Annotated in this window: 13 protein-coding genes; 6 read left to right on the forward strand and 7 right to left on the reverse strand. The window is 66.4% G+C overall.

What is annotated here, in order from left to right; genetic code table 11:
* Nucleotides 1–31 precede the first annotated feature (31 nt).
* Nucleotides 32–505: a hypothetical protein gene (locus tag BVG12_RS29805; RefSeq protein WP_075795564.1), complete on the forward strand. Its 474-nt coding sequence runs from the start codon at nucleotides 32–34 to the stop codon at nucleotides 503–505.
* Nucleotides 506–507: 2 nt separating this feature from the next.
* Here BVG12_RS29805 and BVG12_RS29810 read toward each other — a convergent pair whose 3' ends face one another.
* Nucleotides 508–816, reverse strand: coding sequence for a hypothetical protein (locus tag BVG12_RS29810; RefSeq protein WP_036234245.1), 309 nt, complete (start codon nucleotides 814–816; stop codon nucleotides 508–510).
* Nucleotides 817–1,039: 223 nt separating this feature from the next.
* The gene (locus BVG12_RS29815) at nucleotides 1,040–1,681 is read right to left on the reverse strand and encodes an ABC transporter ATP-binding protein (protein WP_075795565.1); all 642 of its coding nucleotides are present in this window, start codon (nucleotides 1,679–1,681) and stop codon (nucleotides 1,040–1,042) included.
* A 362-nt stretch (nucleotides 1,682–2,043) separates the two neighbouring features.
* On the opposite strand from BVG12_RS29815, the gene egtD reads away from it, so the two are divergent.
* The 3 genes from egtD to BVG12_RS29830 are packed head-to-tail and all read left to right on the forward strand — an operon-like array spanning nucleotide 2,044 to nucleotide 5,186.
* The gene (gene egtD / locus BVG12_RS29820) at nucleotides 2,044–3,009 is read left to right on the forward strand and encodes an L-histidine N(alpha)-methyltransferase (protein WP_075795566.1); all 966 of its coding nucleotides are present in this window, start codon (nucleotides 2,044–2,046) and stop codon (nucleotides 3,007–3,009) included.
* A gap of 27 nt (nucleotides 3,010–3,036) precedes the next feature.
* Nucleotides 3,037–4,260: an ergothioneine biosynthesis protein EgtB gene (gene egtB / locus BVG12_RS29825; RefSeq protein ID WP_075795567.1), complete on the forward strand. Its 1,224-nt coding sequence runs from the start codon at nucleotides 3,037–3,039 to the stop codon at nucleotides 4,258–4,260.
* Nucleotides 4,257–5,186 carry a YihY/virulence factor BrkB family protein gene (locus BVG12_RS29830; RefSeq protein ID WP_075795568.1) on the forward strand — a complete coding sequence of 310 codons (930 nt, stop codon included), beginning with the start codon at nucleotides 4,257–4,259 and terminating at the stop codon, nucleotides 5,184–5,186. Before egtB ends, BVG12_RS29830 begins: the two co-directional genes overlap by 4 nt.
* Nucleotides 5,187–5,276: 90 nt before the next feature.
* On the opposite strand, the gene leuA is transcribed toward BVG12_RS29830, so the two are convergent.
* Entirely contained in the window at nucleotides 5,277–6,965 is a 1,689-nt protein-coding gene (gene leuA / locus BVG12_RS29835) for a 2-isopropylmalate synthase (RefSeq protein WP_075795569.1), read from the reverse strand.
* Nucleotides 6,966–7,477: 512 nt separating this feature from the next.
* Here leuA and BVG12_RS29840 point away from each other — a divergent pair.
* Nucleotides 7,478–8,122: a DUF1906 domain-containing protein gene (locus tag BVG12_RS29840; RefSeq protein WP_075795570.1), complete on the forward strand. Its 645-nt coding sequence runs from the start codon at nucleotides 7,478–7,480 to the stop codon at nucleotides 8,120–8,122.
* Here the strand turns inward: BVG12_RS29840 and selD are convergent.
* On the reverse strand, nucleotides 8,119–9,174 hold the full coding sequence (selD, locus tag BVG12_RS29845; protein WP_075795571.1) for a selenide, water dikinase SelD: 1,056 nt from the start codon (nucleotides 9,172–9,174) through the stop codon (nucleotides 8,119–8,121). The genes BVG12_RS29840 and selD overlap by 4 nt on opposite strands.
* A gap of 34 nt (nucleotides 9,175–9,208) precedes the next feature.
* A complete protein-coding gene (gene senB, locus BVG12_RS29850) occupies nucleotides 9,209–10,183 on the reverse strand; it encodes a selenoneine biosynthesis selenosugar synthase SenB (protein WP_075795572.1) in 975 nt (324 codons plus the stop codon).
* Between the two features lie 41 nt (nucleotides 10,184–10,224).
* Between senB and senA the strand changes: the two genes are divergently transcribed.
* Nucleotides 10,225–11,439, forward strand: a complete 1,215-nt coding sequence (gene senA, locus BVG12_RS29855) for a selenoneine synthase SenA (protein WP_229503752.1) — start codon at nucleotides 10,225–10,227, stop codon at nucleotides 11,437–11,439.
* 56 nt (nucleotides 11,440–11,495) lie between these two features.
* On the opposite strand, the gene BVG12_RS29860 is transcribed toward senA, so the two are convergent.
* Nucleotides 11,496–13,076 (reverse strand): DEAD/DEAH box helicase, encoded by a 1,581-nt coding sequence (locus BVG12_RS29860; RefSeq protein ID WP_075795573.1) that lies wholly within the window; start codon nucleotides 13,074–13,076, stop codon nucleotides 11,496–11,498.
* Between the two features lie 529 nt (nucleotides 13,077–13,605).
* Nucleotides 13,606–14,967 (reverse strand): transglycosylase SLT domain-containing protein, encoded by a 1,362-nt coding sequence (locus BVG12_RS29865; RefSeq protein ID WP_075795574.1) that lies wholly within the window; start codon nucleotides 14,965–14,967, stop codon nucleotides 13,606–13,608.
* Nucleotides 14,968–15,290: the final 323 nt, after the last annotated feature.

The following is a 15,290-nucleotide window of genomic DNA, read 5'->3' on the forward strand; positions in this document are numbered from 1 at the left end:
TTGTTTGGCTTGTTTGAAGAAGGAGGTCCCGATGGCGAGGACGACGGCGGCCAAGGCGGCCGCGAAACCCGCGGCGAAGAAGCCCATGGCCGTGAAGAAGGCCGCAACGAAAGCTGCGCCGGCAAAAGCGCCCGCGAAAGCGGCTGCGGCGAAGAAGGCGGTGCCGGCGAAGACGGTGCGTGCGAAGGTCGCAAGCCCGGCCAAGGTCGCCCAGCAGGCGGCACGCGCGCTTGCCGTGCCCGCGAAAACCGTGCGCACGAAAGCCGCGCCCGCGGCGGCCCCGGCGCGGCCGCGCCTCGTGCGCGACAGCTTCACGATGCCCGAGCAGGAATACGCGGTGTTCGGCACCGTCAAGCAGGCCTGCCTCAAGGCCGGCTTCGAAGTCAAGAAAAGCGAACTGCTGCGCATCGGCGTGGCGCTGCTCGGCCAGCTCGACATGGCGTCCCTGCGCGCCGTGCTCGACAGCCTGCCGCAGCTCAAGACGGGACGCCCGCCGGGCGAGTGACGTCAATGGTGCGTGGGCGGCGGCTGCGTGCGCGCTTCGGCCGTCAATTCCTTGAGCTCGCGGATCGGGATATTCGACTTTTCATGCATCCGCAGCAGGATCGTGGCGCCGACGTTCAGCTTGCGGTGCCGGATCTTGCTGATGATGGGCGGCTGGACCTCCAGGACGCGGCACAGTTCCGCGTCGTTCTTCAGCTGCATTCGTTGAATCAATGTGTCGAGCAATTTGTTCGGAACAAAACTCGACGGCTCCATGGCCCGGGCGCGATGCATCGCCTCGAGCAACTCTTGTTTTTTCTGCCGTACACTCATGAATTCCTCCTGGGTGGATGGATATTCAAGACAGATCGACTGTTTTGGAGAGTTGCGGATTCGCCCGGTTGATGCCCAGTCCGAGCGGAATCCAGCCCGACCGTATTCGTATTGCTGACTTATGCCTGGTGGGTTTGTTGGAATGCTACTACGGAGTTGACAACACCGCCGCACTGTTCATGACTAAAACGCCATAACGGGCGTCTTTCCGGCCGAATTTACGTTACCTCAAGCCGGAGCGGGTCAGGACGAACGTCCGGTCAGCCATGGCGGCCGCGGCGTGCGAGTGGGTGACCATGATGGCGCCCGCGCCGCTCGCCTTGATCTCCGCGCGCAGCAGGTGCAGGATGCCGTCGGCCGTTTCCGGGTCGAGGTTGCCGGTCGGCTCGTCCGCCAGCAGCAGGGCGGGGCGGTGCACGAGGGCGCGCGCGATGGCAACCCGCTGCAATTCGCCACCCGACAGCTGGCGCGGGAAGTCGGCGTCGCGCCCCGCCAGGCCGACGGCATCCAGCATCTGCGCGGCGCGGGCCCGGTCGGGATTGCCGTTCAGCAGCAGCGGCAGCGCGACGTTCTGGGCCAGGGTCAGGTGCGGCAGCACGTGGAACGCCTGGAAGATGAACCCCATGCGCGTGCGCCGCAGCCGCGTGGCGGCATCGTCGTCGAGCGCGGACATGGGCGTGCCGTCGACCTTCACCTCGCCGGCGTCCGGCGCGTCGAGCCCGGCGATGAGGTTCAGCAACGTGGATTTCCCCACGCCCGACTCGCCCATGATCGCGACGAATTCGCCCGGTTCGAAGCGATGCGAGAGGGCGGCCAGCACCGTGCGGCCGCCGTAGGACTTGCTGAGGTTGACGAGTTCGAGCATGAAATGCCGCGTTGGCAAAACCGCTACTGTAGCATGCGGCAAAAATCCGGGGTCAGAGCCCTTTTCTGAGTAATTGCGCTTTGGCAGTCCATACATTGGCGTCAGCTTGGGCGCGCCGGTTTGCGACGATGAATGTGCCCCGTTCCGCTGATTCGCCGTTCCGCTGTTTCGCGTGCGCTGACAAAGGGTGCTCCGCCCCTGAATGTAGGGAAAAAAGCGCGCTGACCCCGAATTTTGGCAACAAGCGCCGGGGGCGGCATGCTGCGACGGGTACGCGTGCGGAATCGCGGAATCGCGTATCATGGCCGGAACGGCAACATTTCGCCGGCCGCGCGGTGCGGCCGCACCTCCGAGGACACCCGATGCTGAACGCTACGTCGACCGCAGTGCCCGCAGCAAACGATGGATTGCACGTACCCGCCGAACTGGACGCGAGCCTGCGCATGCGCCAGGCCTGCATTTCGCCCAAGTTCCTGTACGACCCGCTCGGCTCGAAGTTGTTCGAAGCGATCTGTGAATTGCCCGAGTACTATCCCACGCGGACGGAAGCCGGCATCTTCGACCTGCACGGCGCCGAGATCGCCCGCGCGGTCGGCGCCGGCTGCACCTTGATCGACCTGGGTGCCGGCAATTGCGCCAAGGCGGCCGGCCTGTTCCCGCTGCTGCAGCCGCGCCAGTACGTCCCCGTCGACATCTCGGCCGAGTTCCTGCACGACGCCGTCGAGGGCCTGCGCCAGCGCTTCCGCCACATCGACATGAGGCCGGTCGCCATGGATTTCTCATCCAGCCTGGACCTGCCCGACAGCGTGCTCGAGGAGCGCCGGCTGTTCTTCTATCCCGGTTCGTCGATCGGCAATTTCACGCCGCTTGAAGCGCGCGAATTCCTGCAGCGCGTGCACGCGCAATGCGGGCGCGACGGGGGCCTGCTGATCGGCATCGACATCGTCAAGGACCACGCCGTGCTGGACGCCGCCTACGACGATGCGCTGGGCGTGACGGCCGCGTTCAACCTCAACGTGCTGCGCCACGTGAACCGCCTGCTGGACGCCGACTTCGACATCCGCCAGTGGCGCCACCGCGGCTTCTACAATCCGGCCCAGGGCCGCGTCGAGATGCATCTGGAAGCACAGACCGTGCAGCAGGTGACGTGGCGCGGCGGCAGCCGCCGGTTCGCGGCCGGCGAATGGATCCACACCGAGAACAGCTACAAATACCGCCAGAGCGACGCCATCGAACTGCTCGGCCAGGCCGGCTTCGCGGCCACGCGCGTGTGGACCGATCCGAAGCAGTGGTTCGCCGTGATCTACGCGCGGGCGTTATCCCACTGAGCCCACCGAGCGCACCAAGGAGCGGCCATGGGAGCTTCCGAACACCACCTGTCCACCGCGTTCGAACATGTGCGGCAACGCTCGCTGCACCTGGCCGAACCGCTGACGCCCGAGGATTGCCTGGCGCAGTCGATGCCCGATGCGAGCCCCGTCAAATGGCATCTCGCGCACACGACCTGGTTCTTCGAGACTTTCGTCCTGGAACCGCGCGAACCCGGCTTCCAGCCGCATAATCCCGCGTTCCGCGTGCTGTTCAATTCGTATTACAACGGCGTCGGCGCGAAGCATCCGCGCGCGCAGCGTGGCCTTCTCACGCGGCCGACGCTGGCCGAGGTGCTGGCCTACCGCGCGGCCGTCGACGCCCGCGTGCTGGGCCTGATGGCGTCCGCGCGCGGCGATGGCGAACTGGCCGCGCTGGTGGAACTGGGCCTGCAGCACGAGCAGCAGCACCAGGAACTGATCCTCACGGACGTCAAGCATCTGCTGGCGCAGAATCCCCTGTATCCGGCCTACATCGATTCGCCGCTGCCCGCTTCCGGCCCCACCCCGCCGCTGGCGTGGATAGACTTCGACGGCGGCCTCGCCGAGATCGGCCACGGCGGCACGGGCTTCGCCTTCGACAACGAGAGCCCGCGGCACCGCCAGTACCTGCATCCGTTCGCGCTCGCGTCGCGCCTCGTGACCAATGGCGAATACCTCGAGTTCGTCGAGGCGGGCGGCTACCGCGATCCGGCGCTGTGGCTGTCGGACGGCTGGGACCAGGTGGCAAACGGCGCGATCGCGGCGCCGCTGTACTGGGTGAACGAGGGCGGACGCCGGCGCGAATTCACGCTGCACGGCCTGCAGGCGCTGGACCTGGCGCGGCCCGTCACGCACGTCTCGCTGTACGAGGCCGACGCGTACGCGCGCTGGCGCGGCGCGCGCCTGCCGACGGAAAGCGAGTGGGAATTCGCCGCGCGCGACGCGGCGCTGACCTGCGGCGACCTGCACCCGCGCGCGGCGGGCAGCGCGGGCCTCGCGCAGATGTTCGGCGAGTGCTGGCAGTGGACGGCGAGCAGCTACGCGCCTTATCCCGGCTTCGCCCCGGCCGCGGGCGCGCTCGGCGAGTACAACGGCAAGTTCATGGTCAACCAATACGTGCTGCGCGGCTCGTCGTGCGCCACCCCCCATGGCCACGCGCGGGCCACCTACCGCAACTTTTTCCCGGCCGGCGCGCGTTGGCAGTTCAGCGGGATCAGGCTCGCGCGATGAAGCCGGCGAGCGGCTTGCGCCTGCGCGTGCTGAACCGGCGCGCGAATGCGTGGATCGTCGCGCATCCGCTCGACTTTACCCTGCAGTGCATGCGCGCGTTCCGGGCCAACCAGGGCCTGCTGCTCGCGGGCGCCGTCGCCTATTACGCGCTGCTGTCGATCGTGCCGTTCCTGATGCTGGTCGTCGTCGTGCTGTCGCACTTCATCGACCAGGTCAACCTGCTGCTCACGTTGCGCCGCTACCTGGAACTGATCGTGCCCGGACAATCCGGCCCGATGGTGGAAGAGGTCGCGCACTTCCTCGACACGCGCGACCTGATCACGTGGGTGCTCGGCTTCACGATGCTGTTCTTCAGCTCACTCGCCTTCACCGTGCTGGAAAACGCGATGAGCGTGATCTTCGTGCACCGCGTGGCCGTGCGCCGCCGCCACTTCCTCGTGTCGGCCGTGCTCCCGTACTGCTACATCCTCGCTCTAGGTTTCGGCGTGATGATCGTGACGCTCGTCGCCGGGACCCTGCAGGTGATCGGGTCGGAGAGCGTGGAACTGTTCGGCCACACGTGGTCGCTGCACGGCGTGTCGGGTGCGCTGCTGTACCTGCTGGGGCTCGCGGGCGAGATCCTCGTGCTGACGTCGATCTATCTCGTGATGCCGGTGGGGCGGCTGTCGCTGTCGCACGCGCTCGTCGGCGGCGTGACGGCGGCGCTGCTGTGGGAAATCGCACGGCACGTGCTCGTGTGGTACTTCACGACCTTGTCCAAGGTGAACGTCGTGTATGGCTCGATGAGCACGGCGATCGTCGTCATGTTCAGCCTCGAGATCGCGGCGAGCCTGCTGCTGTTCGGTGCCCAGGTGATCGCGGAATACGAGCGTGTGGGCCAGAAGGGGCAGGGAACGGAGCCGCAGCCGTTGCGCACGGCGCCGTGAAAAGACAAGGGTGCATGGCGCCCCTGAGCAGAAAACGGCGCGGCCGGCCCGCGAAGGCCTGCCGCGCCGTCGGCGCGAATTAAGCGAGGATCACGCCGCGCGTTGCGGTGCCTGTTCTGCCGCGAGGGCCAGCTGGCGGTTCACGGCGGACAGCACGGCCTTGAACGACGCGGTCACGATATTGCTGTCGATGGCGGCGCCGAACAGGGTCGGGCCGTTCGCGAGGCGCAGCTCGACGTAGCAGGCGGCGCGCGCATCGGCGCCCGAGCCGATCGAGTGCTCGTGGTAGTCCATCAAGCGGATGTCCAGGCCGAGTGCGTTGACGAAGGCGTCGATCGGGCCGTTGCCGGTGCCGTGGCGCGCTTCCGTCACGCGGTTGTGCTGCACGGTCGTGTCGATCTGCACGCGCTCCTCGCCCTCGCTGTTCTCGACCAGGCGGTGCGAGACGTAGCGGTAGGCGGCGTTCTCCTGTTCGAAGTATTCACGCGAGAACAGGGCGTGGATGTCCGAGGCGGCCACTTCGCGTCCGGTGGCGTCGGCATGCTTCTGCACGACGCGCGAGAATTCGATCTGCAGGCGGCGCGGCAGTTCGAGGCCGTATTCCTGCTCGAGCAGGTAAGCCATGCCGCCCTTGCCGGACTGGCTGTTCACGCGGATCACGGCGTCGTAGCTGCGGCCCAGGTCGGCCGGGTCGATCGGCAGGTACGGCACTTCCCAGATGGCGTCCGCCTGCTGCTTCGCGAAGCCCTTCTTGATCGCGTCCTGGTGCGAACCGGAGAACGCGGTGAATACGAGGTCGCCGACGTACGGATGGCGCGGATGCACGGGGATCTGGTTGCATTCCTCGACGAGCTGGCGGACGGCATCGATGTCCGAGAAGTCCAGGCCCGGATGCACGCCTTGCGTGTAGAGGTTCAGCGCGAGGGTGACCAGGTCGACGTTGCCGGTGCGCTCGCCGTTGCCGAACAGGCAGCCTTCGACGCGGTCGGCGCCGGCCATCACGGCCAGCTCGGCGGCGGCGACGGCCGTGCCGCGGTCATTGTGCGGGTGCACGCTGATCACGAGGTTTTCGCGCTGGTTCAGGTTGCGGCACATCCATTCGATCTGGTCGGCGTACACGTTCGGCGTCGCCGCTTCGACGGTCGACGGCAGGTTGACGATGACCTTGTTGTCCGCGCTCGGCTGCCACACGTCGACGACGGCGTCGACGATGCGCTTGGAGAAATCCAGTTCCGTCGTCGAGAACGATTCCGGCGAATACTCGAGGCCCCATTTCGTGTCCGGATGCTGGGCGACCAGTTCCTTGATCAGCTTCGTGCCGTTCACGGCGATCTGCAGGATCTCGTCCTGGTTCATGCCGAACACGACGCGGCGGAACACCGGCGCGACCGAGTTGTAGACGTGGACGATGGCTTGCTTGGCGCCCACGCACGATTCGACGGTGCGGCGGATCAGTTCATCGCGGGCCTGGGTCAGCACGATGATGGTGACGTCGTCCGGGATGCGCTTTTCCTCGACCAGCATGCGCACGAAGTCGAAGTCCGTCTGCGACGCGGACGGAAAGCCCACCTCGATTTCCTTCACGCCGATCTGCACGAGCTTTTCGAAGAAGCGCAGTTTCTTCTCCGGGCTCATCGGCTCGATCAGCGCCTGGTTGCCGTCGCGCAGGTCGGTGCTCATCCAGACCGGCGGCTTGTCGATGATGCGGTTCGGCCACTGGCGGTCGGCCAACGGGACGGCGGGGAAGGGGCGGTATTTGGCGGAAGGATTGGTCAACATGGCGGTGGCTCCTGATTTCTAAATGCTGGTGTATGTGTCGTTTCGATCGTTGTGGCGGGGGCTGCCGGACGGGCCACGGGACGCTAGGCCCGGCAACCGATCGGTAGTGTTAGCCGCGAACGAAAACCCACACGCGCGCCGGCAGACAGCAGGAACGTTCCGGCGAAAATGACAGACAGCGTGAATGAGGTAGTGGCAAACATCGGTACAACTTTCCTTGGGCTACGAATCCGGCAAGCTTGGCCGGGCGGGACAGCGGCGATTTACGCGCGTAGTAGCAGGGCTGCCAGCGTTAGCGCGCCGGCAAGCGATAGGGAAGTCGACAGAGGCAGAGGGGAGAACATTTCTCCACTCTAAGTGAATTTTGTTTGGTGTGTCAAGCGTTTCCTGTGTTGTCGTTTGGCTACCACGGTTGCGCCCGTTTTACGACAAGCGGTTTTTGCGAACAGTCAATTTCGCAAGGGCAGTCGAGTGGCACAGTACGCGCTTCATGTCGCCAGGAGGGAGGCCGTATGCCGGTACTGAAAGGTCTGGACACGACGATGGAATTGACGCGCCACGCGCAGGCGCTCAAGGCGCAGGGCTACGATTTCGCGCTGCGTTACTACAGCCACAACGCGGCCAAGAACCTGTCGCTGGGCGAGGCGCGGGCGCTGTCGCAGGCGGGGCTCGCCATCGGCGCCGTGTGGGAAACGGGCGGCACCCGCGCCGGCTTTTTCACCCGCGCACAGGGCCTGGCGGACGGCGCGGCCGCGTTCCGGATGGCGCGCGACGTCGTCAAGCAGCCGTTCGGCTCCGCCATCTATTTCGCCGTCGATTATGATCCCACGCAGGCCGACCTCGATGGCGCGGTCAGTAATTACTTCACGGGCGTGCATGCCGCGCTGTACGTGGCGGCGGAAGGCAAGCCGTCGTACCGGGTGGGCGTCTACGGCTCGGGCCTGTGCTGCGGCAACCTGGTCGAGAGCGGCGCCGCGAACCTGTCCTGGCTGTCGCAATCGACCACGTTCGCCGGCTCGCGGCAGTACGCGGAACAGAAGCGCTACGACATCATCCAGCTGCTGCCCGCGCGCATCCTCGGCGCGGACGGCGTCGTCCTGGACATCGATCCGGACGCGACGCATCCGGACCGCGACGGCGGTTTATTTACTGTTTAGCCAACGAGGACTTTCGGCGCACCGGCTTCCATCGACCCGATCACGGCCGCGTCGCCGAAGCCTTCGCGGCGGAACAGGGCCAGCACCTCGTCGACGCTGCCCGGATCGCACGACACGAGCAGGCCGCCCGACGTCTGCGGGTCGGTCAGCAGCACGCGCTGCGTGTCCGTGACGGTGCTGCCCAGCTCGACGTCGCGGCCGTACGCATCCCAGTTGCGGCCGGACGCGCCCGTGAAATAGCCGGCGTGGGCCAGCGCCTCGACACCCGGCAGCAGCGGAATGTTGGCCATGTCCAGCTTCGCCGTCAGCTTGGCGCCGCGCGCCAGTTCGAGCAGGTGGCCCAGCAGGCCGAAGCCCGTGACATCCGTCAGCGCGTGCACGCCCGGCAGTTCCGACAGCGCCTTGCCCGGCTTGTTCAGCTTCGTCGTGTTCGCGATCATCGCGGCATAGCCGTCCGCATCCAGCTGGTCCTTCTTCAGCGCGGCAGACAGCACGCCCACGCCCAGCGGCTTGCCGAGGACGAGCACGTCGCCCGCGCGCGCATCGGCATTGCGCTTGACCTTCGACGGGTGCACGAGGCCCATGACGACGAGGCCGTAGATCGGTTCGACGGAATCGATCGTGTGGCCGCCCGCGATGGGGATGCCCGCTTCCGCGCAGATCGATTCGCCGCCCTGGATGATCTTGCCGATCGTCTCCAGCGGCAGTTTATTGATCGGCATGCCGACGAGGGCCAGCGCCATGATCGGCGTGCCGCCCATCGCGTACACGTCCGAGATCGCGTTGGTCGCGGCGATACGGCCGAAGTCGAACGGGTCGTCGACGATGGGCATGAAGAAGTCGGTCGTGGCGATCAGCGCCTGCTCGTCGTTCAGCTTGTAGACGGCCGCGTCGTCGGCCGTCTCGATGCCCACCATGAGCTCTTTCGGCACGGGGAAGCCGCTCGACTTTTTCAGGATCTCGGACAGCACGCCGGGCGCGATCTTGCAGCCGCAGCCGCCGCCGTGGGAGAACGAGGTCAGTTTGATGGGTTGGTCGGCAGATGTGTTCATACGGGGCTCTTGTCGTCCTGCGTTGTTCGAAGGTTCAGGTGGGCGCGTCGCGCGGTAACAGCAGATTATCCACCAAGTCGAGCAGGCGCGCTCGCTCCGCCGTCGGTGCGAACAGCTTGGCGCGCGCGGCGCACTGGCGGCGCAGGCGCTCGATGAAGCGCGCGTCGAGCACGCTGCGTTCGATGAGATCGGCCAGCGCCGCCGCATCGCCGGGCGGGAAGAAGCCGGCATAGTCCTCGCCCAGCATGCCGACGTTGCCGGAGATGTTCGATGCGAGCACCGGCACGCCGCTCGTCACCGCTTCGATGATGACGTTCGCGCCGCCCTCCATGCGCGACGCGATCACCATCGCGTGGCAGTGGCGCAGCCGGCGCCGCGTCGCCATGTGGGGCAGGGCGCCGAGCCAGCGGTAGGCCGGCGCGGCGGCCTCCGTTTCGCGCGCGCGCAGGCCGAGGTCGGGGTCCAGTGCCGCGCCGATGTGCAGCAGGCGCACGCCAGGCGTGTCGAGCAGGCGGGCCGCGTCCATGAATGTCTGCGGATCTTTTTCGGCGCGCAGGTGGCCGATCATGGCGACGTCGCGCGGCAGGCGCGGCCGGGCGGGACGCAGGCGCGGGGCCGACTGGTAGATCACGTGGGCCTTGGAACGCAGCGCTTGCGGCAGCTCGTCCAGGCCGCGCGGCTGCAGCACGACCAGCGCGCCGGCGCGGGTGAGCGACGCGCGCGCGGTGGCGTCGTCGTGGATGTCGCGATAGAGATCGGTGCCCGTCAGGACCAGCAGCGTGGACTTGGCCGGATGGGCTTTGGTGAATGCCGCCAGCGCGGCGGCGGAGCGGCGCGCGTGCAGCACGATCAGCAGGTCGGGGACGGCGTCGCCCGGTTGCCAGCCGGGGCCGATCGTGACGCGAAAATCGCGCGCCAGATGGCGCCGCCAGCGGCTGGCCGTCTGCCAGTTGCCGTTGTTTTCGCGGGCGGATGCGGGGCTGACGATGTGGATGTGCGCTCGGGCCATGCGGTTGGATTCGGAGTCGAAAATTGGTCGTACAATGATGCATGACCGTCAATCAAGCATCGTTCCGCCACGCGGGACCTCAAGAGCTGGCCGCCGCGCTGCGGGATGCGCGGCATTATACGCTCGCCCTGTTCGAAGCCCTCGCCATCGCCGGCTACGACGACGCTTCCCGCGTCCCGCGCTTGCCCATCGTGAATCCGCCGCTGTGGGAACTTGGGCACACGGCCTGGTTCGCCGAATGGTTCGTGCTGCGCGGCGCGCTGGACAGCCGGCCCGGCGCCGCCAGCGGCCATTCGCTGCTGGCGCGCGGCGACGACTGGTTCGACTCCGGTACCGTTCCGCACGGCGCGCGCTGGACGCTCGACCTGCCGCCGCCGGGCGCCGTCAAGACCTATTGCCACGAAGTCCTCGACCGCATCCTCGACCGTCTCGCGCACGAGGCCGATGACGACGCGGCGCTGTATCCGTACCGTCTGGCGCTGGCGCACGAGGACATGCACGGCGAAGCGTTCATGGTCGCCTTGCAGACGCTCCAGTCGCGCGGCGCGCCTGAGCCAAAGGGGCCGCTGGCGCCGCGCGCGCAGTCGGTCGTGGCGGGCGGCGCGGGCGAGGTCGCGTTCGCCGGCGGCAGCTTCATGCGCGGCGGCGACCAGTCGTCCGGCTTCGTGTTCGACAACGAGAAGAATGCCGCCCTCGTCAAGGTGGCGCCGTTCGCCATCGACGCGTCGCTCGTGAGCACGGCCGCCTTCCTCGACTTCGTGCACGACGGCGGCTACGAGCGTCCGCAATACTGGACCGAGGCCGGCCGCGCCTGGCTCATGACGCAGGAGCGTTCGGCGCCGCGCTACTGGGCGCGCGACGGGGAGGACTGGCACACGGTGCGCTTCGGCCGCCCGGTGGCGCTGGACCTTGCGGAACCCGTGCGCCACGTGAACCTGTACGAGGCGCAGGCCTGGTGCGCATGGGCCGGCCGCCGCCTGCCGACGGAGGACGAATGGGAATACGCGGCGGCGTCGCGGCAGCCGGGCTTCGCGTGGGGATCGTTGTGGGAATGGACGGCGTCCGCCTTCCTGCCGTTCGCCGGCTTCGAGGCCGACCGCTACCGCGATTACTCTGCACCGTGGTTCGGCACGCGCCAGACCCTGCGCGGCGCGTCGTTCGCCACGCCGGCGCGGCTGCGCTCGCCGCACTTCCGCAATTTCTATACGCCCGAGCGGGACGACATCTTCGCGGGGTTCCGCAGTTGCGCGTTATAAAAGAAAAACCCCCGGCGCCTCGCGGCACCGGGGGTTTTATTCATGCAGGCTGACGATCAGCGGTCGCCGAACGTGCGGCGGGCCGAATCGGCCGAGCGCGGATGGGCGCCGAAGCCGCTGCGTTCGCGGCGCGGGGCGCCTTCGCTCCGCAAGCCGCCGCCTTCACGGCGCTGGCCGTCGGCGAAACCGCCCTGGCGCGGCGCGCTGTCGCGACGCTGGCCTTCGTAGCCGCCTTCACGACGGGGCGCGTCGGCACGGAAGCCTTCGCGACGGGGCGCATCGCCACGGTAGCCGCCTTCGCGCTGGCCGCCGGCCTCGCCGCCGCGGTAGCCTTCACCGGCCGGCTTGTGGAAGCTGCGCTGGCCCGGCTTGCCGCCGCGGCCGTCGCCCGGCTTCCAGCCCGGACGCGCGCCCGAACGGGGAGCGGCCGAACGCTTCGGCTCGAAGCCTTCGACCACGTCGACCGGGATGGTCTGCTTGGTGAAGCGTTCGATGCGGCGCACGTTCATGCTTTCCGCGTGGTTCACGAGCGAGACGGCGATGCCGTTGCGGCCGGCGCGGCCCGTGCGGCCGATACGGTGCACGTAGTCTTCCGGGAACTTCGGCAGGTCGTAGTTCACGACGTGGGTGATGTTCGGCACGTCGATGCCGCGCGCGGCGACGTCGGTGGCGACCAGCACCTTGACCTGGCCGCGGCGCAGGCTGTCCAGCGTGCGGTTGCGCGCGCCCTGGTGCATGTCGCCATGCAGTGCGGCGGCCGCGAAACCGGCGATGTTCAGGCGGTCGGCGATCATGTCGGCGTCGCGCTTGGTGGCGGTGAACACGACGGCCTGGTCCAGCGTGTCGTCACGCAGCAGGTGGTCGAGCAGGCGGTTCTTGTGCGACAGGTCGTCGACGAAGTGGACCTTCTGCGTGATGTTCTCGTGGCGCTTCGTGCCACTGGCGATCTGGATCACCATCGGATCCTTCGTGATGCGGCGTGCCATATTGCCGACGACGCCATCCAGCGTGGCCGAGAACAGCATGGTCTGGCGCGAATCCGGCGTCGCGGCGACGATCTTCTCGATGTCTTCGATGAAACCCATGTCCAGCATGCGGTCGGCCTCGTCCAGCACGAGGATCTCGAGCTGCGAGAAGTCGATCTTGCCCGACTCCATGTGGTCGATCAGGCGGCCCGGGGTCGCCACGAGGATTTCCGGATTCTTGGCCAGCAGTTGCATCTGCTTCGGATACGGCATGCCGCCCAGGATCGACACGGCGCGGATGCGGCGCATGTTCACGGTGTACTGCTCGGTCGCGTTGGTCACCTGCAGGGCCAGTTCGCGGGTCGGGGTCAGGACCAGCATTTTCGGCTGGGCTGCCTTAAAACGGACGCGCTCGCCACGGGCGCGCGTCGATTGCGCTTCCTGCGCCGGGGTGCGGCCGGCAGGCGCGGGTTCGATGTTGGCGAATTTGTTCAGGGCGGGCAACATGAACGCTGCCGTCTTGCCCGAACCGGTTTGCGACGAGACCAGCAGATCGCGGCCCGCGATCGCCGCCGGCACCGCCTGCTCTTGCACCGGGGTCGGCTTTTCATAGCCGGCCTGGGCAACTGCTTTGACGATGGACGCGTGTAAGCCTAGTGCTTCAAAACTCATTATTTATCTTTACTTTCGGTATGGATCAGTGAGCGTCCACGCTATTCGGAGCGGAACGCGAAATAGCAACGCGAGCCAACAATACGAAATGACTCTGAAACGAAAGAAATTTCGGCACAAAAGCTTTGCGCCGGGACGGTGCCTGTTTCGGCACGCAGGGCGGGAGGGCTTTATGAAAGGACATCCTTCGGACACGTCGAAAAAACCTACTGCGCGTTGCCGATTTCGTCTGCGATGCTCGCTGTACTCTTCGTACAGCTGCGCTTCTCAACGAAATCTGCTGCCGCTCGTGACGGTTTTTCGAAGCCCCACTTCTTGGATGCCTGGGCTTGCGTAGCTGGTTTTGTACTACTGTCGGTGAACTGCCGCCGCGGTCAATGCAAACGCGTTTATTGCAGCGCACAACCAACACTATACCGTACTTTTGAAAAGCGTGCACGGCACGCGTCAAGATGTGCGCGGACGGACGGGTTATAAACCCGTCGCGTGGTCTGAATGATACGAGGCGCCGGAGCGCCGGACCGCGCAATCAACGGCGCTTGCGGCCGTTGGCGTTCACGGCCGGCTTGGAACCGCGCGACACGCGGCTCTTGATCTCGGCCACGGCATGCGCGGCACTGGCCTTGATGCGCTGGGCGCCGGACAACTTGCGGCCGTTGCGGCGGGCGTCGCCACGGTCGGCTTCCAGCGCCATCGATGCGTTCTCGACGATGCTCTCGGCGATGTCGTTGCCGGCCGTGGCGCTCGTCTTCGGCACCAGGATGGTCGAGCCCGCCTTGAGGCGCATCTGCGGCGGGATATTGTTGGCCTGGCGGATCACTTCCGGCGTCGTGCCCAGCTTGGCCGCCAGCGAGGCGATGCTTTCGCGGGCCGACGTGATCTTGTGCGTCGTCCACGACGACAGCGCGCGGCCCCATTGCGCGAGGTTCAGGTTGAACTTCTCGGCGTTTTCCTTGGGCAGCAGGATCTTGGTCGATTCGCCCGTGATCACGGGCTTCTTGAATTGCGGGTTCAGCGCCTTGAATTCGTCGACGGACATCTCGGCCAGTTGGGCGGCCACGGCCAGGTCGATGTCGGACGTCTTGTCGACAGCCACGAAATACGGGCTGTTGTCGATCGTCGGCAGGACGACGCCATACTGGGCCGGATTGGCGATGATGTTCTTGACGGCCTGCAGCTTCGGCACGTAGTTGCGGGTTTCCGCCGGCATCAGCTCGGACAGGCTTTCGAAGTCGGTCGGCTTGCCCAGCGCGCGGTTCTTCTGGATCGCCTTCTGCACATTGCCTTCGCCCCAGTTATAAGCGGCCAGGGCCAGCTGCCAGTCGCCGAACATCGTGTACAGGCGCTGCAGATAGGTGAGGGCGGCGTCGGTGGAGGCGAGCACGCCGCGGCGCTCGTCCTTGAACATGTTCTGCTGCAGGTTGAAGTCGCGTCCCGTGCCCGGCACGAATTGCCAGATGCCGGCCGCGTCGGCGGTCGACAGGGCTTGCGGGTTGAAGGCGGATTCGATGACGGGCAGCAGGGCCAGTTCCGTCGGCATGCCGCGCTTTTCCAGTTCCTGCACGACGTGGTACAGGTACAGCGAGGCGCGGCTGGAGGTGCGGGTCAGGTAGTCGGGACGGCTGGCGTACCACTGGATGTGCTTGGCGACGAGGGCGTTGTCGACGTCGGGGATCGCATAGCCGCTGCGGATGCGGGCCCACAGGTCGGGGTCCTTGTAGTCGTCGGCCTTGGACGGGGTCAGGGCTTGCGGCAGGGTGGCCCTGGCCATGGCGGCCATGCTGCTGCTCTGGGCGATCGGGCTCGGGACGCTGTCGGCGGCGTGACCGATCGCGGGTCCCAGCAGGAGCGCGATCGTCAGGGCGTAAGTGGAGCGAGTCGTTTCGTTCATAGCTTTCCAGTGTTGCGTCCAGGAACGGCAGGACTGACGAATGAAGGCGAAGTGTACGGACCAGTTACCGAGGCAGTCAAGAAATATGTCGGCGCGGTTACAAAAAATCTTGTCTACTCTTTTTGCTAACGTCGGCGTTTGTTAAGACGCGTATCGTGGGGGTATGGTTCCTTTCGATCCATCTTTGGCTGATGCGTATCAATAGTTTTGCGGCATACCCCGGGGAGTACCGGCGATTTCCGGGGCCGGAACCCGCGCTTGTGGCAAGCCCGTATTGTCAAATTTGTACCTGGACTAAATAGACTGGCGGGTAATACCGCCTG

The organism is Massilia putida, from assembly GCF_001941825.1.
GTDB classification, from domain to species: Bacteria; Pseudomonadota; Gammaproteobacteria; order Burkholderiales; family Burkholderiaceae_D; genus Telluria; species Telluria putida.

Coding starts and splice junctions, on each gene's coding strand:
- BVG12_RS29805 (WP_075795564.1), top strand. CDS start 32: ATGGCGAGGACGACGGCGGCCAAGGCGGCCGCGAAACCCGCGGCGAAG.
- BVG12_RS29810 (WP_036234245.1), bottom strand. CDS start 816: ATGAGTGTACGGCAGAAAAAACAAGAGTTGCTCGAGGCGATGCATCGC.
- BVG12_RS29815 (WP_075795565.1), bottom strand. CDS start 1,681: ATGCTCGAACTCGTCAACCTCAGCAAGTCCTACGGCGGCCGCACGGTG.
- egtD (WP_075795566.1), top strand. CDS start 2,044: ATGCTGAACGCTACGTCGACCGCAGTGCCCGCAGCAAACGATGGATTG.
- egtB (WP_075795567.1), top strand. CDS start 3,037: ATGGGAGCTTCCGAACACCACCTGTCCACCGCGTTCGAACATGTGCGG.
- BVG12_RS29830 (WP_075795568.1), top strand. CDS start 4,257: ATGAAGCCGGCGAGCGGCTTGCGCCTGCGCGTGCTGAACCGGCGCGCG.
- leuA (WP_075795569.1), bottom strand. CDS start 6,965: ATGTTGACCAATCCTTCCGCCAAATACCGCCCCTTCCCCGCCGTCCCG.
- BVG12_RS29840 (WP_075795570.1), top strand. CDS start 7,478: ATGCCGGTACTGAAAGGTCTGGACACGACGATGGAATTGACGCGCCAC.
- selD (WP_075795571.1), bottom strand. CDS start 9,174: ATGAACACATCTGCCGACCAACCCATCAAACTGACCTCGTTCTCCCAC.
- senB (WP_075795572.1), bottom strand. CDS start 10,183: ATGGCCCGAGCGCACATCCACATCGTCAGCCCCGCATCCGCCCGCGAA.
- senA (WP_229503752.1), top strand. CDS start 10,225: ATGACCGTCAATCAAGCATCGTTCCGCCACGCGGGACCTCAAGAGCTG.
- BVG12_RS29860 (WP_075795573.1), bottom strand. CDS start 13,076: ATGAGTTTTGAAGCACTAGGCTTACACGCGTCCATCGTCAAAGCAGTT.
- BVG12_RS29865 (WP_075795574.1), bottom strand. CDS start 14,967: ATGAACGAAACGACTCGCTCCACTTACGCCCTGACGATCGCGCTCCTG.